The organism is Thiomonas sp. DCM-2, assembly GCF_056820905.1.
The window spans coordinates 1,779,406-1,805,560 of sequence record NZ_CM165962.1 but is presented as its reverse complement, the minus strand read 5'-3'; the positions used below and the strand labels follow the sequence as shown (position 1 = coordinate 1,805,560).

The following is a 26,155-nucleotide window of genomic DNA, read 5'->3' as shown; positions in this document are numbered from 1 at the left end:
CGGTTGCACGGGTCCAGATCGGTATTCTAGGAATTGCGTGTTGATTCTGCTCAAAGGGATGGGATGGCCTTGCACACCCCTTCAAGTCTGCGCCAGGCGCTGGGCCGCTTCGCGCAGGCTGTGGATGAAGTTGTCCCGCAGGGGGTTGGGCGTCTGGATGGGCTGCAGGATGCCGAGCTCGATGGTGGAAGGCTTGCCGAGCAGTGGCCGGTACTGCACGCCGGCACGCTTGAGGTGACGCAGCGAAGCCGGCACAAGGGCCACGCCCATGCCGCACGAGACCAATCCAATGACAGTCTGCATCTGCCGCGCATGCTGGGTGATGCGGGGCGCAAATCCAGCGGCCTGACACAGGCTGAGCGTGAGGTCGTACAGGCCGGGGCCAATGCTGCGGGGCGGCACGATGAAAGGTTCCTTGGCGAGGGCGTGCAGATCGACCGCGCCGCTGCTCTGCACAGCGGGGTGCGCCGTCGGGGCGGCGAGGATCAGTGGCTCGTGCAGCAGGCTGGTGAAGGTCAATCCAGGTTCATCCACCGGGGCAAGGCCGATGCCGAGATCGAGCTCTGCGGCGCGCAGTTCGCGGATCTGGGCATCGGTCGTGAGTTCGTGCAGTTGCACGTCCACCTGCGGGTAGTGTGCGCGGAAACTCTTGAGCGTCGGGGGCAGGATGCCGAAGTCGGCAATGGAGACAAAGCCGATGGACAGCGTGCCGACATCGCCGCGCTCGCATTGCCGCACCCGCCCCACGGCGTGTTCCAGCTGGGCGAGAACGGAGCGGATGTCCTCGAAAAAGGCCGCCCCGGATGGTGTGAGCGCCACGCCGCGATTGCTGCGCTCCAGCAGCCGCGCGCCGAGCTCATCCTCGAGCGCCTTGATCTGGGTCGACAGCGGGGGCTGCGACACATGCAGTCGCTCGGCCGCCCGCGAGAAGCTGCCCTGTTCCGCAATGGTGATGAAGTACCGGAGCTGCCGCAGTTCCATGATTCGTCTGGCGTATGGCGCCACAATCGAAAATGTATTGTTCAATATAGCCGAGGCTTCGGACAATCTCGGTCCGTATCCATCATTCCACGCAGGAGAACCGCCCCATGCCCGCCTACCGTTCCCGTACCAGCACAGCCGGCCGCAACATGGCCGGGGCCCGCGCGCTGTGGCGCGCCACCGGCATGCAGGATGGCGACTTCGGCAAGCCCATCATCGCCGTGGCCAATTCCTTCACCCAGTTCGTCCCCGGCCATGTGCATCTGCAGAACCTCGGGCAACTGGTCATCGAGGAAATCGAGAAGGCCGGCGGGGTGGGCAAGGAGTTCAACACCATCGCGGTGGATGACGGCATTGCAATGGGGCATGACGGCATGCTCTACAGCCTGCCGTCGCGCGACATCATTGCCGACAGCGTGGAATACATGTGCAATGCGCACACCGCCGACGCGCTGGTGTGCATTTCCAACTGCGACAAGATCACCCCCGGCATGCTGATGGCCGCGCTGCGGCTCAACATTCCGGTAGTGTTCGTCTCGGGCGGGCCGATGGAAGCGGGCAAGACGCGGCTGGCCGGCAAGGTGATTTCGCTCGACCTGATCGACGCGATGGTCGCCGCCGCCGACGACAAGGTGTCGGATGACGATGTGCAGTCGATCGAACGTTCCGCCTGCCCGACCTGTGGCTCATGCTCTGGCATGTTCACCGCCAACTCGATGAACTGCCTGACCGAGGCGCTGGGCCTGTCGCTGCCGGGCAATGGCTCGCTGGTGGCCACGCATGCCGATCGTGAGCAACTGTTCCGCCGTGCAGGGCGCACCATCGTCGAACTGGCGCGGCGCTATTACGAAGGCAATGACGAGAGCGTGCTGCCGCGCAGCATTGCATGCAAGGCGGCGTTCGAGAACGCCATGTCGCTGGACATCGCGATGGGCGGCTCGACCAATACCGTGCTGCACCTCCTGGCTGCGGCACAGGAAGGCGGCGTGGACTTTGGCATGGCCGACATCGACCGGCTGTCGCGCAAGGTGCCCACGCTGTGCAAGGTCGCGCCATCCAGCCATTTCCACCTCGAAGACGTGCACCGCGCCGGGGGTGTGATGGCCATTCTGGGCGAGCTCGATCGCGCCGGGCTGCTCGACAACCGCGTACCCACGGTCCATGCGCCGACGCTGGCTGCCGCACTCGACGCCTGGGACGTGGCGCGCCAGCCTGCCGATGCGGTGAAGACCTTCTACCGCGCTGGCCCGGCCGGGGTGCGCAGCACGCAGGCGTTCTCGCAGAGCTGCCGCTATGACACGCTGGACACCGACCGCGCCGCGGGGTGCATCCGCGATCTGGAACACGCCTACAGCACAGACGGCGGTCTGGCCGTGCTGTTCGGCAATCTGGCCGAGCGCGGCTGCATTGTCAAGACCGCCGGGGTGGACAAGAGCATCCTCACCTTCTCCGGCCCCGCGGTGGTGCTGGAAAGCCAGGACGCGGCGGTGGATGCCATTCTGGGCGGGCAGATCAAGCCGGGCGACGTGGTGGTCATCCGCTACGAAGGCCCGCGCGGCGGCCCCGGCATGCAGGAAATGCTCTACCCGACGAGCTATCTCAAATCCAAGGGCCTGGGCAAGGTCTGCGCGCTGATCACCGACGGGCGTTTTTCCGGTGGCACCGCCGGGCTGTCGATCGGCCATGTCTCGCCCGAGGCGGCAGAAGGCGGCGCCATCGGTCTGGTGCGCACGGGCGATCGCATCGTGATCGACATTCCGAACCGCGTGGTGCGCGTGGATGTGAGCGACGAGGAACTGGCCCGCCGCCGCGCCGAGCAGGATGCCCGCGGCTGGAAGCCCGCCGCCCCGCGCGCACGCAAGGTCAGCCAGGCGCTCAGGGCTTACGCCAAACTGGTGACCAGCGCCGACAAGGGTGCGGTGCGCAACGCGGAGTTGCTCAAGGACTGACCGGCCCGCTCAGGTGGCGCACGAGCGGATCTGGGACGCCTCCAGCAGCAACTGCGCCGCCACCGACGCGGCAATGATCTCTGGCGCCTTCCCGACGATGCCGGAAATACCGATCGGGCAGACCAGCCGCTGCAGCGCGGTTTCCGCAACGCCGCGATCGCGCCAGCGGCGCAGGAAGCGCGCGCGCTTGGTGGCCGAGCCGATCAGCCCGAACCAGCCAATGTCTGATCGCCGCAGGATGACTTCGCCCAGGCGAAAGTCGAGATCGTGGCTGTGGGTCATCACCAGATAGAAGGCGCCGGGCGGGGCGGTGGCGATTTCGGCTTCGGGGGCGTCCACCGCCAGCGCGCGCAGGGTGGACGGCCATGGGTGCTCGGGCTCGGGAGCGAGGACATCGGGCGGAAATTCCTGCTCGCGTTCGTCGATCCAGTCGACGTGGCAGGGCAGCGGGCGCAGCGCCCGCACCAGCGCCCGGCCGACATGGCCCGCGCCAAAGAGTTGCAGATGGAACAGCGGAGTGGGCGAAGGCAGCGCAGAGCTGGCGGCGATTTCGTAGTGCAGCTCGACCTGGCCGCCGCAGCATTGCCCGAGGGCGGGGCCGAGCGCGTGGCTTTCCACATGCGGCGCGGGCGGCTCGCTCGCGATCCAGCGCGCGCGCAACTGCCGCGCGGTTGCGATGACGCAGAATTCCAGATGCCCGCCGCCAATGCTGCCGCTCGTGCGCGTGGCGCCGACCAGCATGCACGCACCCTGTTCACGCGGCGCGGAGCCGCGCACCCGGCTGAGGGTGACCCGCACCCAAGGTGCCTGTTGTGCATCGTCTTGTTGCAGCAGGCTCGGGTTCGGCTCCGGTTTCATGTCGCCTCCGCTGCGCCTTGCGCGCGCACCGCCTCGACCGCGTCGAGAATGGCCTCGGGCGTTGCCGGGGCGCGCAGCGGCGGGTCGATGCGGTGCTCCCCCACGGCGGAGATGGCATCGCGGATCGCCAGCAGCACCGAGAACGGCAGCAGCAGTGGCGGCTCGCCCACGGCCTTGGAGCGGTGGATGGTGGGCTGGGGGTTGGGATGGTCGAACAGGGCCGTCCGCAGCACCGCAGGGCAGTCGTTGGCTGTGGGGATCTTGTAAGTGCTGGGGGCGTGGGTGAGCAGCAGTCCGGTCTTGGGATGCCACACCAGTTCTTCCATGGTCAGCCAGCCCATGCCCTGGATGAAGGCCCCTTCGATCTGGCCGATATCGATGGCCGGGTTGAGCGACTGACCGGCGTCATGCAGCAGGTCGGCGCGCAGCAGCCGCCATTCGCCCGTGAGGGTGTCCACCAGCACTTCGCTTGCCGCCGCGCCGTAGGCGAAGTAGTAGAACGGGTGGCCAGTGAGGGTCTTGGCGTCCCAGTGCAGGTCGGGCGTGGCGTAGAAGCCGTCGCTCCACAACTGCACCCGCGCCGCGTAGGCCTGCTGCACCAGATCGGCGAAGGGCAGGGCGATGCCGCCGGCATGCACCTGTCCACCGCGCAAGCGCACCGCGTCGGCGGTGCCACCGTAGCGTTCGGCGGCGAAGGTGGCCAGGCGCTGGCGCAGGGTGCGGGCGGCGGCGAGCGCGGCCATGCCGTTGAGGTCGGCCCCGGTGGATGCGGCAGTGGCCGAGGTGTTGGCCACCTTGTGGGTGTCGGCAGCCGTGCAGCGCACCATGCCATAGTCCAGCCCCAGTTCCTCGGCGACGACCTGTGCCACCTTGGTGTTCAGCCCCTGCCCCATCTCGGTGCCGCCGTGGTTCACCAGGACGCTGCCGTCGGTGTAGATGTGCACCAGCGCCCCGGCCTGGTTCAGATGCACGACGTTGAACGAGATGCCAAACTTGACCGGGGTGAGCGCCAGCCCTTTCTTGAGCACCGGACTTGCGGCGTTGAAGCGCTCGATTGCCGCGCGGCGCGCGGCATAGTCGGCGCTGCGGGCGAGTTGATCAACCAGCGGATGCAGGATGTTGTCGGTCACACCCTGGCCGTAGGGCGTGTGGTTGTTCTGGCCGACACCATAAAAGTTGGCACGGCGCACCTGCAGCGCATCGCAGCCCAGCCTGCGGGCGATGGTATCGAGCACGATCTCGGTGATCAGCGCGCCCTGCGGCCCGCCGAAGCCGCGGAACGCCGTGTTGCTCTGGGTGTTGGTGCGCGCCACATGGCCGTGGATCGCGACATTGGGCAGCCAGTAGGCATTGTCCACATGGCAGATCGCGCGGGTGAGCACCGCGCCAGACAGATCGGCCGAATGTCCGGCGTTGGCGATGAGCGTGACTTCGTAGGCGAGGATGCGGCCGTCGTCGTCGAAGGCGACCGTGTAGTCGTAGTCGAAGCCGTGGCGCCGTCCGGTGATGAGAAAATCGTCGTCGCGGTCCAGCCGCAGCTTCACCGGCCGCTGCAGCAAATGCGCGGCCAGCGCCGCGCAGCAGGCAAACAGCGCCGACTGCGATTCCTTGCCGCCGAAGCCGCCGCCCATGCGCCGGCATTCCACCTGCACCTGATGGTGCATCCAGCCCAGCATGTGCGCCACCACATGCTGCATCTCGCTGGGGTGCTGGGTGGAACACAGGACCCGCAGGCCCGCGTTCTCGGTCGGCATGGCATACGCCACCTGGCCCTCGAGATAGAACTGTTCCTGCCCGCCCACGCTGAAACTGCCCTGCAGGCGATGCGGGGCCGAAGCCATCATCCGCTCAAGTTCGCCAGGCGCTGTCTCGCGCTTCAGATGCATCGGCGGCAGCACATGCTGGCCCAGCGCGTGTGCCTCGCGCGCGGTGAGCACGGCAGGCAGCGGCTCGGCGCGGATCGTCTCGCGCGCCAGCGCCGCGGCGCGCCGCGCCAGAGCGTGCGTCGTTGCCACGACCAGGAACACCGGCTGACCGAGATAGCGCAATTCGCCGCTGGCGAGAATGGGATCGTCGTGCACCACAGGGCCGCAGTCGTTCGCTGCCGGAATGTCCGCCGCGGTGAACACCGCCACCACGCCAGGCTGGGCGCGCAGCCGGTCAAGGTCGATGGCAAGCAGCTTGCCATGCGCCAGCGGCGACAGCCCGAGCGCTGCATGCAGCGTGCCATGCAATTCCGGCGCGTCGTCGGTGTAGGTTGCCTGTCCACTGACATGCAGATGCGCCGATTCGTGCGGCGGGGTGGAATGCCCCCGCGCTCCGGCAATGCCGTCGCTGCCCCCCGAGGGGGCGCATCCCGCCTTGGGGCGGCCCGGCGGCGGGCTATCGCCCACGCTCGCGCCTCCGCGCAGGGCGGGCCATGCGGTCTCGGGCAGGGGATGGGTGTCTGATGGGGCAAAGTCGGTGAGGTTGGGAGCGGTCGGCAAGGGATCGAACAGCTTGTTCATGGCGCGCTCCTCAAACCACCTGCAGCGTGTCCTGCGGCGCGCGCAGTTCGGCCCAGACGCTGGTCAGGCTGGCGGGCAGCGGCGCATCGGGGCGGGTTTCCAGCCAGAAGCGCCACAGCAGATGGCGCGCCACGCGCTGGCGGTGGGCGCTGCTGGCGCGCAGATCGGTCAGCGGCTGAAAGTCGGCATCGAGTGCCTGCATCGCCGCGCGCACGCTGGCCTCGCTCCATGGTTGGCCGAGCAGCGCGGATTCGGCCTGGGCCGCGCGTTTCACGACAGCCGCCATGCCGCCGAAGGCCAGGCGTACATGCTCGACGCGGCCCTGCGCATTCACCCGCAGTGCCAGGCCGCAGCTCACCGCCGAGATGTCGCAGTCGAAGCGCTTGGACAGCTTCCAGGCGCGCAACTGCAGCGGGGCATCGCCCGTGGCGGGCAGCGGCACTTCGATGGCGCGCAGAAACTCGCCGGGCTGCATCGCGTTTTTCATGTAGTCAGAATAGAACGCGGCCAGCGGCAGGCGGCGTTGGGACGGCCCCTGCTGCAACAGCAGCACTGCGTCGAGCGCGAGCAGCACCGGGGCGCTGTCGCCGATTGGGGAGCCGTTGGCCACGTTGCCGCCCAGCGTGCCGGCATGCCGCACCGGTGGACCGGCAAAGCGCAGCGCCATGTCGCGCAGCGTGGGCCAGTGCTGCACCAGCGCGGCCCAGGCGTCTTCCAGCTGCGCCGCCGCGCCCATGCGCAGCAGCACGCCGTCGTGCTCCACCGCGTGCAGTTCGCGCACGTCGCCGAGGTAGAGCAGATCGCCCACATCGCGGAACTGCTTGTTGGTCCACAGGCCGATGTCCGTGGCGCCTGCAAGCAGGGTGGCCTGCGGTCTTGCGGCGCGCTCAGCCGCAAGCCCATCGACGCTGCGCGGCGCGATGAACTGGTCGATCCGCGCCCGGCCCTGCGCATCGTGGAGGGCCGAGTTGGGCGCGGCGTAGACGAAGGGCTCGGGGGTGTTGTGGGCGATCTCGCGCAGCAGCGCAGCGATCGGCGCGGGGTCCAGGCGCACCGCCGGCGCGTCGAACATCGCCTGACCGGCATCGAGGATGGGCCGGTAACCGGTGCAGCGGCACAGATTGCCGGCCAGATCGTCGGCCAGTTGCTGGCGCGTGGGCCTTGTCCCCGCACCCTGGTGGCGCTCGTAGCTGGCATACAGCGACATGGCGAAGCCGGGCGTGCAGAAGCCGCACTGCGAACCGTGGCAATCGACCAGCGCCTGCTGCACCGGGTGCAGCGCGCGGTCAGGCGCGAGGCGCTGCAGGTCCTCGACGGTGAGCAGCGCCTTGCCGTGCAGCGTGGGCAGGTAGCGGATGCAGGCGTTGACCGGGCGCAACCGCAGCGGGCCGAGCTGCACTGCGCGATTGGCGGCGTGTGCGCCATGGTCATCGCCGAGTTCGGCCACGATCACGGTGCAGGCACCGCAGTCGCCCTCGGCGCAGCCTTCCTTGGTGCCGCACTGATGCGCGTGTTCACGCAGCCATTGCAGCACGGTGGTGGTGATGGGCAGGCCGCTGGCTTCAACGATCTGGCCGCGGTGGACAAAGCGGATGGGCTGGATGTTCATGGTGGTGTCGCGCAGGCGTGCGCTGCAGTCTCTGCAAGGATTGGGCCACGATTCCTGCGCGGTTGACATATGCTGAACTGTATACAAAACATGCAAGGCGGCTGATGCCGCGAGGGGCTGCACCATGAACAATGCGCTGGACTCCATCGACCTGCATCTCATCCGGGTACTGCATACCGTGCTGACCGAATCGAATGTCTCGCGCACCGCGCTGCGGCTGGGCACCACCCAGCCTGCGGTGAGCGCCGCGCTGCGCCGCTTGCGTGCACTCACGGGCGATGAGCTGCTGGTGCGCAGTGGCAACGCCATGGTGCCCACGGCGTTCGGGGCGAGTCTGGTCGAGCCCTGTGCCTGCATCCTGCGCGAGGCGCAGCGCCTGGTGGATGGTGTGCGCAACTTCGACGCGATGCACAGCACCCGCCAGTTCCGCCTGGCCGCGGCGGATTACATGGACCCGGCGTTTCTGCCCGAGCTCATCTCCACCCTCAAGCGCGAGGCGCCGCTTTGCGGGGTGGATGTGCTGCCGCTGACCGCCTCGCTGGATTACCGCCATGCACTGGCCGCCGGTGAGATCGACGCAGTGCTTGGCAACTGGCTGGAGCCGCCGCAGGATCTGCATCTCGCGCCGTTGCTCGAGGACGAGATCGTCTGCCTGGTCGCGGCCGATCATCCGGCGCTGCGCCGTGGGCTCGATCTGGCGCAGTACCTGCAGGCCGAGCATGTGGCGCCGTCGCCATTGCGGGCAGGGGGCGAGGGCGTGATCGACCAGCACCTGCACCATCTTGGACTGCAGCGCAACATCGCGGTGCATTGCGCGTTTTTCAACCTCATTCCAGGCCTGGTGGCGCGCAGTCTGCTGGTGCTGACCACCGGGCGGCGCTTCTGCCAGCGCTATGTGAATGCGGGACTTTCGGTGCGCATCCTGCCCTGCCCGGTGCCGTTTCCACCGCTGACCTACTACCTCCTGTGGCATGCCCGTGCGCATCTCGATGCCGCGCACCGCTGGCTGCGCGCGCAGGTGCGCGAGGCGGCAGCCAAGGCGCCCGGATGATCCGTTTGCACCCCGGCCGATGCGGCGCGGGGCGACTGACTTCGCCGCCCTGAGCGAAGCATCACAACCCGAGGAGACAGCCCATGAATCTGCAGACCCTGTTCAAGCTCGATGCGCATGGCACCACGGTGCGCACCGAAATCCTGGCGGGGGTGACGACATTTCTCACCATGTCGTACATCATCTTCGTCAATCCCGACATCCTGTCCACCACCGGGATGGACAAGAACGCGGTGTTCGTTGCCACCTGTCTGGCCGCGGCGCTGGGCACCTTCATCATGGCCTTCGTCGCCAACTGGCCCATCGGTCTGGCGCCGGGCATGGGGCTCAACGCCTTTTTCGCCTTCACCGTGGTCAAGGGCATGGGCTTCACCTGGGAGCAGGCGCTGGGCGCGGTGTTCATCTCGGGCTGCATTTTCGTGCTGCTGACCATCACCGGGGTGCGATCGTGGCTGGTGGCGGGCATCCCAAAGTCGCTGCGCAGCGCGATTGCCGCGGGCATCGGCATGTTTCTCGCCATCATCGCGCTGTCGAACGCGGGGGTGGTGGTGGCCAATCCGGCGACCAAGGTGGGGCTGGGCAATCTGGCCTCGCTTCCGGTGGTGCTGGCCGCATGCGGCTTTGTGCTCATCGCCCTGCTGGACTATTGGCGGGTGCGCGGTGCGATCCTGATTGGCATCGTCGCGGTGACCCTGGCGAGCATGGCGCTGGGACTGACCAAGTACCAGGGGGTCATCTCCATGCCGCCGAGCATCGCGCCGACCTTCCTCAAGCTCGACATTCTCGGCGCGCTGCATGCCGGGTTTTTCCACATCATCCTGGTGTTCGTGCTGGTGGAAATTTTCGACGCCACCGGCACCCTCACAGGCATCGCCCGCAAGGCCGGGCTGCTCAACGACAGCACGCAGGACGGCCAGAGCGGCTTGGGCCGTGCGCTGTTTGCCGACAGCCTGGCGATCTTTTCCGGCTCGCTGCTGGGCACCAGCAGCACCACCGCGTATATCGAAAGCGCATCGGGCGTGCAGGCCGGCGGACGCACCGGGCTGACCGCGCTGGTGGTCGGTCTGCTGTTTCTCGCCGCACTGTTCATCGCCCCGCTGGCCGCAGTGGTGCCGGCCTACGCCACCGCCCCGGCTCTGCTGTATGTCGCCGCCCTGATGATGCGGGAACTTCTGGAAATCGACTGGACCGACAGCACCGAAGCCGTGCCCTCGGCGCTGGCCGCGCTGGTCATGCCGTTCACCTATTCGATTGCCAACGGCCTGGCCTTCGGCTTCATCATGTACGCCGCGCTCAAGCTGCTCACCGGGCGGGCACGCGACGTGCATCCGGCGCTGTGGGTGGTGGCGGGGCTGTTCCTGCTGCGCTACGCGCTGTTTCCCTCCGACTGACGACCACGACATGACTGTGAACAACCCTGCGCCGCGCCTGGCGCTGTGCGGCGACATCCTGCATTTCCTGCGCGACCCCGGCTGGGGCGAAGACGCCACCGACGCGGTGCACTTCGAGCCCGACGGCTGGCTGCTGATCGAAGCTGGCCGGGTGCACGCGGTGCGCGCCGCCAGCGACCCGCCCGACGCGCGCTGGCCCCGGCAGGACTGGCGCGGCCACCTGCTGCTGCCCGGTTTCATCGACCCGCATGCGCACGCGCCGCAGCTCGATGTCATTGCCTCCTACGGCGCAGCGCTGCTCGACTGGCTGGAGCGCTACACCTTTCCGGCCGAGGCACGCTACGCCGACCCCGAACAAAGCCGCCAGGGCGCCGAGCGATTTCTGCACGCCCTGCTGGCGCACGGCACCACCGCCGCCATGGTGTTCGCCACCGTGCACAAGACCAGCAGCGAAGCGTTGTTCGCCGCCGCGCAGCGCCTGGGCATGCGCCTGATCACCGGCAAGGTGCTGATGGACCGCAACTGCCCCGCCGACCTGCGCGACGACGTGGCGCAGGCTGAAGCTGACTGCGAGGACCTGATTGCGCGCTGGCATGGCGTGGACCGGCTGGCCTACGCTGTGACCCCGCGCTTTGCCGCCACCAGCAGCCCGGAGCAGCTCGCGATGGCAGGCGGCCTGCTGCAGCGCCACGCCCAGCGTGCCGGTGGCCTCTACATGCAGACGCATGTGGCCGAGAACCGCGATGAAGTGCGCTGGATCGCCGAGCTGTTTCCCGACAGCCGCAGCTATCTCGACGTCTACGACCACCACGGCCTGCTCACCCGCCGCAGCATGCTGGCACACGGCATCTGGCTCGACGACACCGACCGCGCCCGCATGGCGCAGGCCGGCAGCAGCATCGGGTTTTCGCCGTCGTCCAACCTGTTCCTCGGCAGCGGGCTGTTCGACTGGGCGCAGGCCGAGGCCGCCGGGGTGGGCGTGGCCCCGGCCAGCGATGTGGGTGGCGGCACCAGTCTGTGCCAGTTGCGCACCCTGACCGACGGCTACAAGGTGCTGGCCCTGCAGGGCCAGCGCCTGACGGCCTGGCAGGGGCTGTACGCCGTCACCCGCGGCGCGGCGCGCGCGCTGGAGCTGGAGCACGAGATCGGCCACTTCGCCCCAGGCACCTTGGCCGACGTGGTGGTGTGGCGCTGGGCCACAGGCACGGTGCAACATCGGCGGCAGGACATGGCACGCAGCTTGCATGAGCGTTTGTTCGCGTGGATGCTGCTGGCGGACGAGCGCAATGTCGCCGCGACCTATGTGCAGGGCCGGTTGCTCTTCAGCGCGCCCTGAACGGTTTGCAACGCTGGCCGTGGCGAACGCTGCGCACCCGCAGGTATAGGACAATCCCGACGCAACCATTCATCCGACTTCCTTCATGCGGCTCGCGCTCGAACACATCAGCAAGTCCTACCCCGGCGTCAAGGCCAATGACGACATCAGCCTGCAGGTCGAGGCTGGGGAAATTCATGCGGTGCTGGGCGAGAACGGTGCGGGCAAGTCCACGCTGATGAAAATCATCTTCGGCGCGGTGCAGCCCGACGCTGGGAGCATCGTCTGGAACGGAGAGCCGGTGCGCATCAAAAACCCCGGCATGGCGCGCGATCTGGGCATTGCGATGGTCTATCAGCATTTCGCCCTGTTCGACTCACTCAGCGCGGCCGAGAACATCTGGCTTGGGCTGGGGCGGGGGATGGCGCTGGCCGAGGTGGAGCGTCGCATCGACGCGGTCGCGCAGCGCTATGGCCTGGACTGCGCGCCGCGCCGCCCGGTGCACACCCTGTCGGTCGGCGAACGCCAGCGGGTGGAAATCATCCGCTGCCTGCTGGCCGCCCCCAAGCTGCTCATCCTCGATGAGCCCACCTCGGTGCTCACGCCGCAGGCGGTCGAGAAGCTGTTCGTCGTGCTGCGCCAGCTTTCGACAGACGGTTGCAGCATTCTCTACATCAGCCACAAGCTCGACGAAATCCGCAGCCTGTGCCACAACTGCACCGTGCTGCGCGCTGGCAGGGTGACCGGCCGGGTCGATCCGGCCAAAGAGACCGAAGCCAGCCTGTCCCGACTGATGATCGGCGCCGACCCGCCCGCGCTGCAGCACCGGCCTGCGCAGCCCGGCGAGGTCTTGTTGCGGGTCGATGATCTGAACCTGCCGGGTGATGGCGAGTTCAGCGTGCCGCTGCAACACCTGTCCTTGCAGGTGCGGGCCGGAGAAATCCTGGGGATCGCCGGGGTGTCTGGCAATGGGCAGCAGGAATTGCTCGGTGTGCTGTCGGGTGAGGACCGGCGCGCGCCTGCCGCGGTGCTGCAACTGGCGGGCGAGCCGGTGGGCGCGCTCGGCCCGGCGCAGCGGCGCTGGCGCGGGCTGCACTTCATTCCGGAAGAACGTCTGGGCCGGGCAACCGTGCCGGTGCTCTCGCTTGCGCAGAACATGCTGCTGACCGCAAGGCCGTCCGAGACCAGTTATCGCGGGTTGATCCGCAGGCGTGTCCTGGGCGATCAGGCGCAGGCGGTGATCGCGCGCTTCGGGGTGAAGGCCAGCGGGCCGCAGGCCGCAGCGCGCAGTCTGTCCGGGGGCAATCTGCAGAAATACATCGTCGGCCGCGAAATCCTCGGCAGGCCGCGCGTGCTCATCGTGGCGCAGCCGACCTGGGGCGTGGACGTGGGCGCTGCGGCGCAGATCCGCGGCGAGCTTCTCGCGCTGCGCGATGCGGGTTGCGCGGTGCTTGTCATTTCGGAGGAGCTCGACGAACTGTTCGAGATCTCCGACCGGCTGCAGGTCATGGCGCGCGGCCGGCTGTCGCCCCCAATTGCCCGCGCCGACGCCACCGTGGAGCAGATCGGCATCTGGATGAGCGGGCTGTGGCCGCAAGAAGGCGCATCGAGCACGGAGGCGGCGCATGCTGCGGCTTGAGGCGCGGGCCGAGCCGTCGCGGTGGATGGTGTGGCTGTCGCCGCTGCTGGCGCTGGCGATCACCGTGGCCTTCGGCGTGGGCATTTTTCTGGCCATGGGCAAGAACCCGGTGCATGGTTTGAGCATGTTTTTCTGGGAGCCGATCAAAAGCCCGTACAACCTGTCGGAACTGGCGCTCAAGGCCACGCCGCTGATTCTCATCGGCCTGGGGCTGGCGGCTTGCTACCGCAGCAATGTCTGGAACATCGGCGCCGAAGGGCAATACATCCTCGGGGCGATTTTCGGCGGCGGCGTGGCGCTGCTGGCCGGAGACCATACCCCGCATGCCATCGTGCTGCCTGTTCTGCTGGCGGGCGTGCTCGGCGGCATGGTGTGGGCGGCGCTGGTCGCTGGCTTGCGCGATTGGTTCAACGCCAATGAAATCCTGGTCAGCCTGATGCTGGTGTACGTAGCGCAGTACCTGCTGGACGATCTGGTGTACGGCCCGTGGAAAGACCCAGAGGGCTACAACTTTCCGCAGACCCGGATGTTTGCCGACCCGACGTTGCTCGGCCACCTGATCGACGGCACGCGGCTGAACTGGGGCTTTCCCATCGCACTGATCGCGGTGGCGCTGGTGTGGGTGTTCCTGTTTCGCAGTGTCGCCGGGTTTCGGCTGCAGGTGGGCGGGCTGGCGCCCGGGGCGGCACGCTACGCCGGGTATTCGTCGCGCAAGGCGCTGTGGACGGTGCTGCTGATGTCGGGCGGATTCGCCGGCCTGGCCGGGGCGCTGGATGCGATCGGCCCGCTGCAGCAGCTCACGCCGCAGGTGTCGCAGGGCTACGGCTTTGCTGCCATCATCGTGGCCTTTGTCGGACGGCTCAACCCGGTGGGCATTGTGCTGTCCGGGGCGCTGATGGCCATGTTCTACATCGGCGGCGAGCTGGCGCAGTCGCGCCTGGGTCTGCCCAATGCGATGACCGGGGTGTTTCAGGGGCTGCTGCTGTTTGCGCTGCTGGCCTGCGACACCCTGATCCATCACCGCATCCGCCTCAAGCGCTGAAGGGAGACAACTCAATGGACATGACCGCCTCCCTCATTGCCACCACGCTGAGCGCGGGAACCCCCTTGGCGCTGGCGTCGCTCGGGCTGCTGATCAACGAAAAGTCCGGCGTGGTCAACCTCGGCGCCGAGGGCATGATGCTGATGGCCGCAGTCGTCGGCTTTGCCGTGGCGCTGCACACCGGCAACCAGTGGGCGGCGTTCGGGGCTGGCGCGGCAGTCGGCGCGCTGCTGGCCGCAGCACTCGGCCTGCTGGTCATCTGGCTCAACACCAACCAATACGCCACTGGTCTGGCGCTGACGCTGTTCGGCGCCGGGTTGTCGGCTTTCCTCGGCATCGACTATGTCGGCAAGACCCTGCCCAACTTCCCGCCCTGGGACATTCCGGGCCTGAGCCAGCTGCCGTTTTTCGGCCCGGCGCTGTTCCGCCATCACCTCATGGTGTATCTCACCATTTTGCTGGCGCTGGGCATGATCTGGTTTCTCGACCGCACGCGCGCCGGGCTGGTGCTGCGCGCGGTGGGCGAGTCGCCTGAAGTCGCCCATGCGCTGGGCTATCCGGTGCGCCGGATCCGCCTGCTGGCGCTGGTGTGCGGCGGCGCGCTGGTGGGCGTGGCGGGGGCGTATCTCTCGGTGATCTACACCCCGCTGTGGGTGCAGGGCATGACCGCAGGGCGCGGCTGGATCGCGCTGGCGCTGACCACCTTCGCCACCTGGCGTCCGGCGCGGGTGCTGCTCGGGGCCTATCTGTTCGGCGGGGTCACCATGCTGCAGTTCTTTTTTCAGGGCAGCGGGGTGCAGGTGCCGTCGCAGTTGCTGTCGATGCTGCCGTACATTGCCACCATCGTGGTGCTGGCGCTGATGTCGCGCAACCCACTGTGGATTCGGGTCAACATGCCGGCATCGATCGGCAAGCCGTTCACCCCGGGGGGGTGAGACCACCGCACCGCGGGCACGATTTTTGTATACAGTTTCGCATCATTCCTTTGGAGGACTCCATGTTCACGACCCGCTTGAAAAAACCCTTGGGTGTGCTGGCCACTGCAGCCAGCCTTGCCGTTGCCAGCCTGATCGGCCCAGCCGGCGCGTCCGCGCAGGCTGCCGAGCCGCTGAAAATCGGCTTTGTCTACGTTGGCCCGGTGGGTGATGCCGGCTGGAGCTTTGCGCACAATCAGGCGCGCCTGGCGCTGCAGGCCAAGTTCGGCGACAGGATCAAGACCCAGTTCGTCGAGAGCGTGCCTGAAGGCCCGGATTCGGCACGGGTGTTCCGCGATCTGGCGCAGCAGGGCGACGGTCTGATCTTCGCCACCAGCTTTGGTTACATGGAGTCGGTGCTGCGCGTGGCCAAGGACTTTCCCAAGGTCAAGTTCGAGCACGCCACCGGCTACAAGACCGCGAGCAACGTCGGCACCTACGATGCCCGCACCTATGAGGGCGCCTATCTCGCTGGCGTGATCGCCGGTGGCATGACCAAGAGCAATGTGCTCGGTGTGGTCGGCTCGGTGCCCATTCCCGAGGTCATCCGCAACATCGATTCCTTCACTCTGGGCGCGCAGTCGGTCAACCCCAAGATCACGACCAAGGTCGTGTGGGTGAACAAGTGGTTCGATCCGCCGAAGGAAACCGAAGCCGCCACCTCGCTGATCAACCAGGGCGCCGACGTGCTGTTCCAGAACACCGACTCGCCCGCTGTGCTGCAGACTGCCGAGAAGATGGGCAAGTACGGCTTCGGCTGGGACAGCAACATGAGCAAGTTCGGCGGCAAGGCGCATCTGGCCTCGGCCACCATCAACTGGGCGCCGCTGTACGAGATGCTGACCGACGAAGTGCTCAAAGGCAGCTGGAAACCCGCGCAATACTGGTGGGGCATGAAGCACGACACCATCGCGTTGCAGGACATCAGCCCTTTGGTTCCCGCAGCGCTGAAAAAAACCGTGCTTGAACGCGAAGCCGGTCTGAAGAACGGCAGCCTCACCATCTGGAAAGGTCCGATCGTCGACCAGTCCGGCAAGGTGGTGCTGCCTGCGGGCAAGGTTGCCGACGACAAGTTCCTGCACGGCATCACCTTCTATGTGAAGGGCGTCGAAGGCAAGGTGCCGGGGCAGTGAGGCGGCATGCCCCGGGCGCGCAGTGCAAGGTCTGATCGCACACGGATCGCGCCCCTGGTTCCGCGGTACAGACAATTCATTGATGCAAGCCTCATCCTTTGCCAGCCTTCCCAACGAGCTGGTGGCGCAGTTGCTGGCCACCAGCCCCAAGGCCGAGCTGCATGTGCATATCGAAGGCACGCTGGAGCCGGAGCTGATTTTTGCGCTGGCGCGGCGTAACGGAGTGACGCTGCGGTATGACGACGTGGACGCACTGCGCCGGGCGTATGCCTTCACCGATCTGCAGTCCTTCCTCGACCTGTATTACGCCGGCTGCGACGTGCTGCGCACCGAGCAGGATTTTTTCGATCTGGCCTGGGCTTATTTTGAGCGGGCCGCGCACAGTGGCGTGGTGCGGGCCGAGCCGTTTTTCGATCCGCAAAGCCATACCGCGCGGGGCGTTGGCTTCGAGGTGTTCATGCCGGCGTTCATCCAGGCTGCAAAGCGGGCGCAGGACGAACTGGGCTTGAGCGTCGGCTGGATCCTGAGTGTATTGCGCCACCTGCCGGAGGACGAGGCGCTGCAGACCCTGCGCGCCGCCGAGCCCTGGCTCGATCACATCATCGGCCTTGGGCTGGATTCGTCCGAGCGGGGGAATCCGCCGGAAGAATTCGCCCGGGTGTTTGCCCATGCCGCGCAACTCGGCCTGCACCGCGTGGCGCATGCCGGCGAGGAAGGCCCACCCGAGTATGTGCGCGGTGCACTCGATGGATTGGGGGCCGAGCGCATCGACCACGGCGTGCGCGCCAGCGAAGACCCGGCCCTGATGCGGCGCCTGGCGCGCGAGCAGGTGCCGCTGACCGTGTGCCCACTGTCGAATGTGCGGCTGTGCGTCGTGGACAGTCTTGCGCAGCACAATCTGCCGCAACTGCTGGCCGCAGGGCTGAAGGTCACGGTCAATTCCGATGACCCCGCCTACTTTGGCGGGTATGTGAACGACAACCTGTTGCAGCTGTTCGCTGCGCAGCCCATGCTGGGCGCGCCGCAGGCCTACATCTTGCTGCGCAACAGCCTGGAGGCGAGCTTTGCCGCAGATGCCGACAAGGCGCTGTGGATCGCCCAACTCGACGCGCTCTGGCGCGATGCGGGATGCGCGGCATGAGCACTGCGCCGGTCACCGCAGAACATGCCGTCGCGCTGACCCGGGCGTGGGTCGACCGGGTGGTGATCGGGCTCAACCTCTGCCCCTTTGCCAAGGCGCCGCAGGTCAAGGGTCGCATCCGCTATGTCTGCAGCGAGGCCACCACACCGCAGGCGCTGCTGCATGCGCTGAGCGGCGAACTGCAGCATCTGGCCGACACGCCGATCGACGTGGTGGAGACCACGCTGCTGATCCACCCGTTCGTGCTTACCGATTTTGCGCAATACAACGCGTTTCTCGACCGTGCCGAGTCTGCCGTGGACGCGCTGGAACTGAGCGGGGTGCTGCAGATCGCCAGTTTTCATCCGCAATACCGCTTCGCGGGTACCCGGCCTGCGGATGTGACCAACGCGACCAACCGCTCGCCGTTCCCGATGCTGCACCTGATCCGCGAGCAGAGCATCGACCGCGCGGTGGCGGCATTTCCCGAGGCCGAACCGATTTACCAGGCCAATATGACCACGATGCGGCGGCTCGGCAGGCAAGGCATCGCCGCGCTGCTGGCGCAGTGCGCGCAAGAGGCGGTCGTGCAGACCCCGGTCGATTGACCCCACAGCGCGCAGGGGCGACCCCGCTGTAGCATCTGCTCACAAATGCACTCTTGGGAGACCACCATGTGGAACAAGGATCTGGATGCGGAGTTCAGCAGTCTGACCCCGGGGCCGACAGACGGCGCGCTGTCGCGGCGCGACTTCGTGCGCTCGGCGCTCGGTGTGGGCTTTGCCGCAGCTGCGGGACCTGTGGTGGCGCAAACGGCCATCAGCACCCCGACAGACGGCCTGCTGGCCGGCGATGTGCAGATCGAGTCGGGCGGACAGAAGATTCCGGTCTATCGCGCCCAGCCCAAGGACAAGTCCGATCTGCCGGTGGTGCTGGTGGTGTCCGAGATTTTTGGTGTGCACGAGTACATTGCCGACGTGGCGCGGCGGCTTGCGCATCAGGGCTATCTGGCGCTCGCGCCCGATCTGTTCGTGCGCCAGGGCGACCCGATGGCCTATGGCACCATTGCCGAGGTCATGAGCAATGTGGTTTCCAAGGTGCCCGACGCGCAAGTGCTGCAGGACCTCGACGCCTGCCGCGAATGGGCTGCAGCCAACGGCGGCAAGGCCGGGCATGTGGGCATCACGGGCTTCTGCTGGGGCGGGCGATTTGTCTGGCTGTATTGCGCGCACGCCCCGGTGCAGGCCGGCGTGGCGTGGTATGGACGCCTGGTCGGTACGCCGTCTGCGCTGGCCCCGAGAAATCCGGTGGATATTGCCAGGGATCTCAAGGCGCCCGTGCTTGGGCTGTATGGCGGCAAGGATCAGGGCATCACGCAGGAGTCGGTGGAACAGATGCGCAAGGCCCTCGCCGCAGGCGACGCCGCTGCGAAGGCCTCGGAAATCGTGGTCTATCCCGATGCCGGTCACGGCTTTCATGCCGACTACCGTCCGAGCTACAACGCCAAGGACGCGCAGGATGGCTGGAAGCGCGCGCTGGCCTGGCTACGGCAGCACCAAGTCGGCGCCTGAGCCGCAGGGCGGGCGCCCGGTGCGCAAGGCCCTTCGGTTTGCAATCCGAGCCGGGGCGTCCGCTCTGGTGCGCGTTCAGCGCACGACAAGCACCGGCAGCTTGGAGTGCGACAGCACGCGTGAGGATTGACTGCCCAGCACGGCCGAGCTCATGCCGCCGCGCCCGTGCGAGGCAATGACGATGGTGTCGCAGCCCTGCTTTTCCGCAACGGCAAGCAGGCCGCGCCAGGCTTGGGCGTCTTCTTCCACGACCGTATCGCAGCTCAGGCCGGCGGCCTGCAGCTGATCGCGCATGCGCTGCAGCGCCACATTGGCCTGCTTGCGCACTTCTTCCTGCCACTGATCCATGCCAACCGGCATGACTTCGATCGCGCCGATGTACGGATACAGGTCAATCACCGAAGCGACGGTGATCTTCGAACCGAACTTCCTGGCCAGTTCAATGGCGTAGGGCAGGGCTTTTTGCGACAGGTCGGAACCGTCTGTGGACAGCAGGAGGTGATTGAACATGGGAGTGCTCCGGTTTTGAAATTGTCGCCGCCGGGTTGAGGAAAAGCCCCCCGGCGGGGTCGTTCAGCGCAGAACCAGTACCGGAATGGTCGAGTGGGTCAGCAGCTTCTGGGTTTCACTGCCGAGCAGCAGCGCCTGCACCCCGCGGCGGCCGTGCGAGGCGATGACCACCAGGTCGCAGCTGCGATCTTTGGCAACATCGAGCATGGCCTTCCAGGGGTGAATGTCTTCGGCAATGACTGGCTCGAAGCTCAGCCCGGCGGCCTTGCAGGCATCCTGCAGCGGCTTGAGCGCGTCCTCGGCCAGTTGGGTGACGTGCACGCGGTACTGGTCTGCCGTGATCGGCACCGATTCCGCCAGACCGGAATACGGATAGGGATCGGTGACATTGAGCCCGACCACCGCAGCGCCGCAGCTCTTGGCCAGCGCAACGGCATGGGGAATGACTTTGGCTCCGGTTTCCGATCCATCGGTGGGGACGAGAATCTTCTTGTACATGGCGTGCTCCGTTGTGGGTGAAAGAGTGATCTGTGTCGTGGTCGGTCCAGCGTCAACCACTGCCCATATGCTGCTCCTGCAATGTATTGCCGTGCTTGCTGCAGATCAAACGGATTTGACGCGCTGCAGGACGGTTCAGCCCCGGCCCTTGGCCACGGGGCGTGCCGGGTCGGCGCACCATTCGCTCCAGGAGCCGGGGTAGAGCAGGCCGCCGTCGAGTCCGGCATGCATCATGGCCAGCAGATTGTGGCAGCCGGACACGCCAGAGCCGCAGTGGTGAATCACGTCGCGCGGGTCCCAGTCTTCGAGCAGGGCGGTGAATTCTTCGCGCAGTTGCTCACGCGACTTGAAGGTGCCGTCGGGCTGCAGATTGGTCTGAAAGAAACGGTTTTTCGCACCGGGGATATGCCCGGCCACCGGGTCGATCGGTTCCACCTCACCGGCGAAGCGTTCGGGTGCGCGGGCGTCGAGCACCAGTTTCTTGGCGCTTTGCAGGTTGTCCAGCACGCCCTGGGCCGGCACGTCGCCAACCAGCGCGGGGCGGCGGATGAAGGTCCCAGGTGCGCGCGGTGCGGGTTCTGCGCTGTCGCTCGCGCCGCCTGCGGCCAGCCAGGCCTGCCAGCCGCCATCGAGCACAGCCACCGCCTCGTGGCCGAGCCAGCGCAGCATCCACCACAGGCGCACGGCGAATCCACCGCCCGAGCGGTCGTACGCGACGACCTGCTGATTCTGGTTCAGGCCAAGCTGAGCCAGCCGCGCGGCGAATGCCTGCGCATCCGGCAGCGGATGGCGGCCGTTGCGCCCGGTCGTCGGGGCCGACAGGTCGCGGTCGAGGTGCATGAACAACGCGCCGGGAATGTGCGCCGCGGCATAGTCGCGCTGGCCCGCCTGCGGGTTGGCGAGGTCGTGACTGCAATCCACGACAAAGACGTCGGGCGACTGCATCAGTTCCGCGGCGGAAATCAGGGTGGTGTAGGGGGTTGCCATGGTGCGATGAACTTCTTTGGGGGATACGCGCGAGCGTCAGGCTGGCACCTGCAGCTTGTTGCGGTACCAGGCGTGGAAATGGCGCATGCCGTCCTCCATCGGCGATTGATACGGGCCGTGCTGGTCGTCACCGCGTTCGAACAGCGCCCTGCGTCCGGCGTCCATGCGCTCGGCGATTTCGTCGTCTTCCGTGCAGGTTTCCATGTAGGCGGCGCGTTCGGCCATGATGAACTCGCGCTCGAACGCAGCGATTTCTTCAGGATAGAAAAACTCCACCATGTTCAGGGTTTTCTGCGGACCCAGTGGATAGAGGGTGGAGACCACGAGCACATGTGGGTACCACTCCAGCATGATGTTGGGGTAGAGGGTGAGCCAAATCGCGCCATGCTCGGGCAGTTTCTTGTCGGAACGGAAGTTCAGCACCGCCTGATGCCACTTGCTGTAGACCGCGCTGCCCGGATGCTGCAGGCCCTCGTGCACACCGACGGTCTGCACGCTCCATTCGGGGGCGAACTGCCACTGCAGCACGCTGCAATCGACGAACTTGCCCAGGCCCGGATGGAAGGGCACGACGTGGTAGTCCTCCAGATAGACCTCGATGAAGGTTTTCCAGTTGTAGTTGCAAACGTGCATTTCGGTGTGGTCGTGCACGAAACCGGTGAAGTCGAACTCCTTGAGCACTGCGAGCTGCTGCATGGTCTGCGCCACGGGGTAGCCGTTGTCCTCGAACAGCATGCCGTTCCAGCGCTGCAGCGGGTATTTCTGCAGATGCAGACAGGGGTCCTGCTCGAAATGCGGCGCGCCGACGAGCTGGCCGTCCAGGCCGTAGGTCCAGCGGTGCAGCGGGCAGACGATGTTCTTGCCGGTGCTGCCCATGCCGCGCAGCATCACCGCCTGGCGGTGGCGGCAGACATTGGACAGTAGCTCGATACCCTCGGGCGCGTGGATCAGTGCCCGCCCTTCACCCTCCTGGGCGAGCGCTGCGTAGTCGCCGATCTTGGGCACCGTGAGTTCATGTCCGAGGTAGCGCGGGCCGGAGCGGAAGATCTGTTCCTGCTCCAGCTTGAACAGATCGTCGTCGAAATACGTCGAAACCGGCAACTGCAGGTGATCCTGCGACAGGCGAATACTCAGATCGGACATGATGGGGGCGCACCTCCGCAATGCGTTGAAAAATGCCAGGGTCAAGATAGTCGCACGATTGTAGAGTCGCCCCATCGCGGCAAAACCGTGTGTCGCGCCTAAAATGCAGAGCTTTCCTCCTTCAGCCATCCGGGTTGCCGTGCACTGACGCGGACATGCCCCGGCCTGACAACATGCCCGCCGCAAAATCCGCCCGCAACAACGATCAGGCTCCGGCCAGCTATGAGCAGGCGCTGGCAGAGCTTGAACACCTCGTGCAGGCGATGGAAGCCGGGCAACTCAGCCTGGACGACACGCTGGCCGCCTACAAGCGCGGCAACGTCCTGCTGCAGTTCTGCCGCAGCAAGCTGCAGGCGGTGGAGCAGCAGGTGCAGGTGCTCGATGGCGAGCAACTCAAGCCCTTGCGTGTCGCGCCCGACGAGGAGGACGACCGTGACTGAGACCCTGCAGAATGCGCGCACGCAAACCGAGCGGGCACGTGCTGACGTGCCGTTCGAGGACTGGATGCGGCAGCACCAGGCGAGGGCGCAGGCGCTGATCGCGCACCATGTGCCGCAGGCTCATCCTGTGGTGCCGCAATTGCATGAAGCCATGCATTACGCCGCAGCGCAGGGCGGCAAGCGCGTGCGCCCGTTGCTGGTGTGGGCGGCCGGCGAATGTGTCCGGGCGGATGAAGCGGCGCTGGACCGCGCGGCCTGTGCGGTCGAGCTGGTGCATGCGTACTCCCTGGTGCACGACGATCTGCCCTGCATGGACGACGACGTATTGCGCCGTGGCCAGCCCACCACCCATGTGCGTTTTGGCGAGGCGCTGGCCCTGCTGGCCGGTGACGCCCTGCAGGCGCTGGCCTACGAAGTCCTCACCCCGGAGGCTGGCGTCGCCCCGGCGCTGCAGGCCCGGCTGTGTGCGCTGCTGGCGCGTGCCTCGGGCGCGGAAGGCATGGCGGGGGGGCAAACCCTGGACATTCTCTCCACTGGCGGCGCCATCAGCGGCGATGACCTGATGCAGATGCACAGTCGCAAGACCGGCGCTTTGCTGAAGGCCAGTGTGATGATGGGCGCAGCCTGCGCCGGACACGTCACGGAGCGACAGCCTGCAGTCGAGCTGGCGCTGGAGGTCTATGGTGAAGCCATCGGTCTGGCTTTCCAGGTGGTGGACGACATCCTGGACGTCACCGCAGATTCCGCCACGCTGGGCAAGACGGCGGGCAAGGACGCGCAACAGAACAAGTCCACCTATGTTTCCGCACTCGGCCTCGACGCGGCACGCCAGTTGGCGCTGACCTTGCGGGACAAGGCGCAGTCGGCGCTGGACACGCTGCCCGCGGCGCAATGCGCGTCCAGCCAGAGGCTGCGGGAGTTGGCCGATCTGATCGTGCTGCGCGGGCACTGATCGCAGGCAACGCGCTGACCAGGAGGCCACCGTGACCATCCCTCGCCAACCCCCTTCTGGCGCTGCTGCGTTGTCGGCACTGGCCGCCGCCACTGCGCTTGGCGCGCTGGGCAGTGCGCTGTGGCTGCAGCGCAAAGGTTTCGCGCCCTGTCCGCTGTGCATTCTGCAGCGCATGGCGTACCTCGGCGTGCTGGGTTTTGCGCTGAGCGCGCTTGGCCTGCTGCGCGCGGGCGCTGCCTTGGCCGCGCGGCTGTCTCAGGGGCTGGCGGCGCTCAGTGCGCTGGTCGGCCTGGGGTTCGCCGCCCGCCACATCGGGCTGGTGCTGCATCCGGGACAGCTCTGTGGCCTGGACCCGCTGGCTGCGGTGATCAACCACTGGAGCGTCACGCAATGGATGCCCTGGATGTTCCGTGCAGACGGTCTGTGCGCTGACACGCCGAAGGTCTTCGGACTGGCGCTGCCGTTCTGGTCTGCTGCCGGGTTTGTCGTGGTGTCTGTCTTGCTGCTTGCTGCCCTGCTGCGCCGCAGCCGTTCCTGATTGCGTTGAACGATGGTGACCTCCTCTTTTCCCTTGCTGTCCCGCGTGTCCTCGCCTGCGGATCTGCGCGCGCTCGACCGCGCGCATCTGCGCCAGCTTGCCGTGGAACTGCGCGAGTTCATCCTGCAGTCGGTGTCGCGCACCGGGGGGCATCTGTCGTCCAACCTGGGCACGGTCGAACTCACCATCGCGCTGCATGCGGTATTCAACACCCCGGAAGACCGTCTGGTGTGGGACGTGGGTCACCAGACCTATGCGCACAAGATTCTCACCGGCCGACGCGAGGCCATGCGCGGGCTGCGGCAGAAAGGCGGCATCTCGGGATTTCCGCGGCGCGAGGAGTCGGTGTACGACACCTTCGGCACCGCGCATTCGTCCACCTCCATCTCCGCGGCGCTGGGCATGGCGATGGCCGCGCAGCGCAAGGGCGAGTCGCGCCGGGTGGCGGCGATCATCGGTGACGGCGCGCTCACCGGCGGGATGGCGTTCGAGGCGCTGAACAACGCCGGCGTCCATCCCGAAGCCGATCTGCTCATCGTGCTCAACGACAACGATATGTCGATCTCGCCGCCGGTGGGCGCGCTCAACCGACACCTCACCGGGCTGCTGTCGGGCGGGCTGTTCACTGCGGCGCGCAGCACGGCCAAGCAGGTCCTCAGCGCTGCGCCACCGCTGCTGGGGCTGGCGCGGCGGCTGGAGGAATACGCCAAGGGGCTGGTCGCACCGTCACCGTTGTTCGAGGAACTGGGAGTCAAGTATTTCGGCCCGATCGACGGCCACGACCTCGACGCGCTCATTCCCACGCTGCACAACCTGCGCGAGATGCACGGTCCCATCCTGTTGCATGTCGTGACCAAGAAGGGGCAGGGCTACAAGCTGGCCGAGGCCGATCCGGTGGCGTATCACGGCCCAGGCAAGTTTGATCCCGCCGTTGGACTGGCGCCAAGCAAGCCCGGCAAGCCGCCCACGTTCACGCAGGTGTTTGGGCAATGGCTGTGCGATATGGCGCAGGTCGATGCGCGTCTGGTGGGCATCACCCCGGCCATGCGCGAGGGCTCGGGGCTGGTGGAGTTTGCCGAGCGCTTTCCGCAACGCTATTTCGACGTGGGCATTGCCGAGCAGCATGCCGTGACCTTCGCTGCGGGGTTGGCCTGCGAGGGCATGAAGCCGGTGGTGGCGATCTATTCCACCTTTCTGCAGCGCGGCTACGACCAGCTCATTCACGACGTGGCCATTCAGAACCTGCCGGTTCTGTTTGCGGTCGATCGCGCCGGGGTGGTGGGGGCAGACGGCGCCACGCATACTGGCGCGTTCGACATTCCGTTTCTGCGCTGCGTGCCCAATATGAGCGTGCTCACCCCGGCGGACGAAAACGAATGCCGCCAGTTGCTCACCACCGGATTTCGCCAGGGCGGGCCAGTGGCCGTGCGCTATCCGCGCGGCAGCGGCGCCGGCGTCGCCGTGTCTGCGGGCTTGAGCGAGCTGCCCTGGGGCAAGTCGCAGCCTCGACGCGCCAGTGCGGCGATACCGGGAAGGCGCATCGCCATTCTCGCCTTCGGCCCAGTGCTCTATGCGGCGCTGCAAGCGGCTGAAACCTGTGATGCCAGCGTGCTCAACATGCGCTTCGTCAAGCCGCTCGATACTGCGGCCCTGCTTGCTGCAGCGCGCACGCACGACGCGCTGGTCACGGTGGAGGAGGGCGCGGTACTGGGCGGCGCAGGCTCGGCCTGTCTCGAAGCGCTGCAGGCAGCGGGGGTGCAGATCCCGGTGTTGACCCTGGGCTTGCCCGACGCCTGGGTCGAGCACGGCGATCCGGCGCAGATCACGGCCGACCTGGGGCTGGATGCCACAGGCATTGCCGCGGCCATTCGCGCGCGTTTTGCCGCGCTGATCACACCGGAACACAAACGCGCAGCAAACGAATGAGTGCGGGCGGATTGCCCGCGC

23 protein-coding genes are annotated in these 26,155 nt (G+C 66.8%); 15 read left to right on the top strand and 8 right to left on the bottom strand.

Translation table 11 applies throughout. The features are described from left to right. Positions 1 to 81 precede the first annotated feature (81 nt). Positions 82 to 981 (bottom strand): LysR family transcriptional regulator, encoded by a 900-nt coding sequence (locus AC1ZQA_RS08725; RefSeq protein WP_482676586.1) that lies wholly within the window; start codon positions 979 to 981, stop codon positions 82 to 84. A gap of 107 nt (positions 982 to 1,088) precedes the next feature. Between AC1ZQA_RS08725 and ilvD the strand changes: the two genes are divergently transcribed. Then, a complete protein-coding gene (gene ilvD, locus AC1ZQA_RS08720; protein WP_482676585.1) occupies positions 1,089 to 2,930 on the top strand; it encodes a dihydroxy-acid dehydratase in 1,842 nt (613 codons plus the stop codon). A gap of 9 nt (positions 2,931 to 2,939) precedes the next feature. Here the strand turns inward: ilvD and xdhC are convergent, their stop codons facing one another. From xdhC to xdhA, 3 genes are read right to left on the bottom strand one after another with little or no spacing between them, the layout of a single operon-like run. Further along, complete coding sequence (xdhC, locus tag AC1ZQA_RS08715; RefSeq protein ID WP_482676584.1) at positions 2,940 to 3,788, bottom strand: xanthine dehydrogenase accessory protein XdhC; 849 nt, start codon at positions 3,786 to 3,788, stop codon at positions 2,940 to 2,942. Beyond that, the gene (xdhB, locus tag AC1ZQA_RS08710; RefSeq protein ID WP_482676583.1) at positions 3,785 to 6,295 is read right to left on the bottom strand and encodes a xanthine dehydrogenase molybdopterin binding subunit; all 2,511 of its coding nucleotides are present in this window, start codon (positions 6,293 to 6,295) and stop codon (positions 3,785 to 3,787) included. Before xdhB ends, xdhC begins: the two co-directional genes overlap by 4 nt. Before the next feature lie 10 nt (positions 6,296 to 6,305). Then, entirely contained in the window at positions 6,306 to 7,904 is a 1,599-nt protein-coding gene (gene xdhA, locus AC1ZQA_RS08705; protein ID WP_482676582.1) for a xanthine dehydrogenase small subunit, read from the bottom strand. A 124-nt stretch (positions 7,905 to 8,028) separates the two neighbouring features. Between xdhA and AC1ZQA_RS08700 the strand changes: the two genes are divergently transcribed. The 10 genes from AC1ZQA_RS08700 to AC1ZQA_RS08655 all read left to right on the top strand — a co-directional run bounded on the left by AC1ZQA_RS08700 (position 8,029) and on the right by AC1ZQA_RS08655 (position 19,140). Continuing rightward, entirely contained in the window at positions 8,029 to 8,955 is a 927-nt protein-coding gene (locus tag AC1ZQA_RS08700) for a LysR family transcriptional regulator (protein ID WP_482676581.1), read from the top strand. 83 nt (positions 8,956 to 9,038) lie between these two features. Continuing rightward, the gene (locus tag AC1ZQA_RS08695) at positions 9,039 to 10,346 is read left to right on the top strand and encodes an NCS2 family permease (protein WP_482676580.1); all 1,308 of its coding nucleotides are present in this window, start codon (positions 9,039 to 9,041) and stop codon (positions 10,344 to 10,346) included. A 10-nt stretch (positions 10,347 to 10,356) separates the two neighbouring features. Beyond that, a complete protein-coding gene (guaD, locus tag AC1ZQA_RS08690; RefSeq protein ID WP_482676579.1) occupies positions 10,357 to 11,682 on the top strand; it encodes a guanine deaminase in 1,326 nt (441 codons plus the stop codon). A gap of 85 nt (positions 11,683 to 11,767) precedes the next feature. Further along, positions 11,768 to 13,300, top strand: a complete 1,533-nt coding sequence (locus AC1ZQA_RS08685) for an ABC transporter ATP-binding protein (protein ID WP_482676578.1) — start codon at positions 11,768 to 11,770, stop codon at positions 13,298 to 13,300. After that, positions 13,287 to 14,342: an ABC transporter permease gene (locus AC1ZQA_RS08680; RefSeq protein WP_482676577.1), complete on the top strand. Its 1,056-nt coding sequence runs from the start codon at positions 13,287 to 13,289 to the stop codon at positions 14,340 to 14,342. The genes AC1ZQA_RS08685 and AC1ZQA_RS08680 overlap by 14 nt, the downstream gene beginning before the upstream one ends. 14 nt (positions 14,343 to 14,356) lie before the next feature. Then, entirely contained in the window at positions 14,357 to 15,277 is a 921-nt protein-coding gene (locus AC1ZQA_RS08675) for an ABC transporter permease (protein WP_482676576.1), read from the top strand. 62 nt (positions 15,278 to 15,339) lie between these two features. After that, on the top strand, positions 15,340 to 16,449 hold the full coding sequence (locus tag AC1ZQA_RS08670) for a BMP family ABC transporter substrate-binding protein (RefSeq protein ID WP_482676575.1): 1,110 nt from the start codon (positions 15,340 to 15,342) through the stop codon (positions 16,447 to 16,449). Between the two features lie 82 nt (positions 16,450 to 16,531). Next, the gene (locus AC1ZQA_RS08665) at positions 16,532 to 17,590 is read left to right on the top strand and encodes an adenosine deaminase (RefSeq protein ID WP_482676574.1); all 1,059 of its coding nucleotides are present in this window, start codon (positions 16,532 to 16,534) and stop codon (positions 17,588 to 17,590) included. Continuing rightward, complete coding sequence (locus tag AC1ZQA_RS08660; protein ID WP_482676573.1) at positions 17,587 to 18,177, top strand: DUF1415 domain-containing protein; 591 nt, start codon at positions 17,587 to 17,589, stop codon at positions 18,175 to 18,177. Before AC1ZQA_RS08665 ends, AC1ZQA_RS08660 begins: the two co-directional genes overlap by 4 nt. 66 nt (positions 18,178 to 18,243) lie before the next feature. Then, positions 18,244 to 19,140 carry a dienelactone hydrolase family protein gene (locus AC1ZQA_RS08655; RefSeq protein WP_482676572.1) on the top strand — a complete coding sequence of 299 codons (897 nt, stop codon included), beginning with the start codon at positions 18,244 to 18,246 and terminating at the stop codon, positions 19,138 to 19,140. Positions 19,141 to 19,215: 75 nt separating this feature from the next. On the opposite strand, the gene AC1ZQA_RS08650 is transcribed toward AC1ZQA_RS08655, so the two are convergent. From AC1ZQA_RS08650 to AC1ZQA_RS08635, 4 genes are all read right to left on the bottom strand, one after another. Next, on the bottom strand, positions 19,216 to 19,650 hold the full coding sequence (locus AC1ZQA_RS08650; protein WP_482676571.1) for a universal stress protein: 435 nt from the start codon (positions 19,648 to 19,650) through the stop codon (positions 19,216 to 19,218). A gap of 63 nt (positions 19,651 to 19,713) precedes the next feature. Beyond that, positions 19,714 to 20,148 carry a universal stress protein gene (locus AC1ZQA_RS08645; protein ID WP_482676570.1) on the bottom strand — a complete coding sequence of 145 codons (435 nt, stop codon included), beginning with the start codon at positions 20,146 to 20,148 and terminating at the stop codon, positions 19,714 to 19,716. A gap of 135 nt (positions 20,149 to 20,283) precedes the next feature. Then, a complete protein-coding gene (locus AC1ZQA_RS08640) occupies positions 20,284 to 21,135 on the bottom strand; it encodes a sulfurtransferase (RefSeq protein ID WP_482676569.1) in 852 nt (283 codons plus the stop codon). Positions 21,136 to 21,171: 36 nt separating this feature from the next. Further along, positions 21,172 to 22,278 carry an aromatic ring-hydroxylating oxygenase subunit alpha gene (locus tag AC1ZQA_RS08635; RefSeq protein ID WP_482676568.1) on the bottom strand — a complete coding sequence of 369 codons (1,107 nt, stop codon included), beginning with the start codon at positions 22,276 to 22,278 and terminating at the stop codon, positions 21,172 to 21,174. 173 nt (positions 22,279 to 22,451) lie between these two features. Between AC1ZQA_RS08635 and AC1ZQA_RS08630 the strand changes: the two genes are divergently transcribed. The 4 genes from AC1ZQA_RS08630 to dxs all read left to right on the top strand — a co-directional run bounded on the left by AC1ZQA_RS08630 (position 22,452) and on the right by dxs (position 26,134). Next, the gene (locus tag AC1ZQA_RS08630; RefSeq protein ID WP_482676567.1) at positions 22,452 to 22,718 is read left to right on the top strand and encodes an exodeoxyribonuclease VII small subunit; all 267 of its coding nucleotides are present in this window, start codon (positions 22,452 to 22,454) and stop codon (positions 22,716 to 22,718) included. 64 nt (positions 22,719 to 22,782) lie between these two features. Further along, positions 22,783 to 23,670 carry a polyprenyl synthetase family protein gene (locus AC1ZQA_RS08625; protein WP_482679304.1) on the top strand — a complete coding sequence of 296 codons (888 nt, stop codon included), beginning with the start codon at positions 22,783 to 22,785 and terminating at the stop codon, positions 23,668 to 23,670. 31 nt (positions 23,671 to 23,701) lie between these two features. Beyond that, entirely contained in the window at positions 23,702 to 24,208 is a 507-nt protein-coding gene (locus AC1ZQA_RS08620) for a disulfide bond formation protein B (RefSeq protein WP_482676566.1), read from the top strand. Positions 24,209 to 24,220: 12 nt separating this feature from the next. Further along, a complete protein-coding gene (dxs, locus tag AC1ZQA_RS08615) occupies positions 24,221 to 26,134 on the top strand; it encodes a 1-deoxy-D-xylulose-5-phosphate synthase (protein WP_482676565.1) in 1,914 nt (637 codons plus the stop codon). Positions 26,135 to 26,155: the final 21 nt, after the last annotated feature.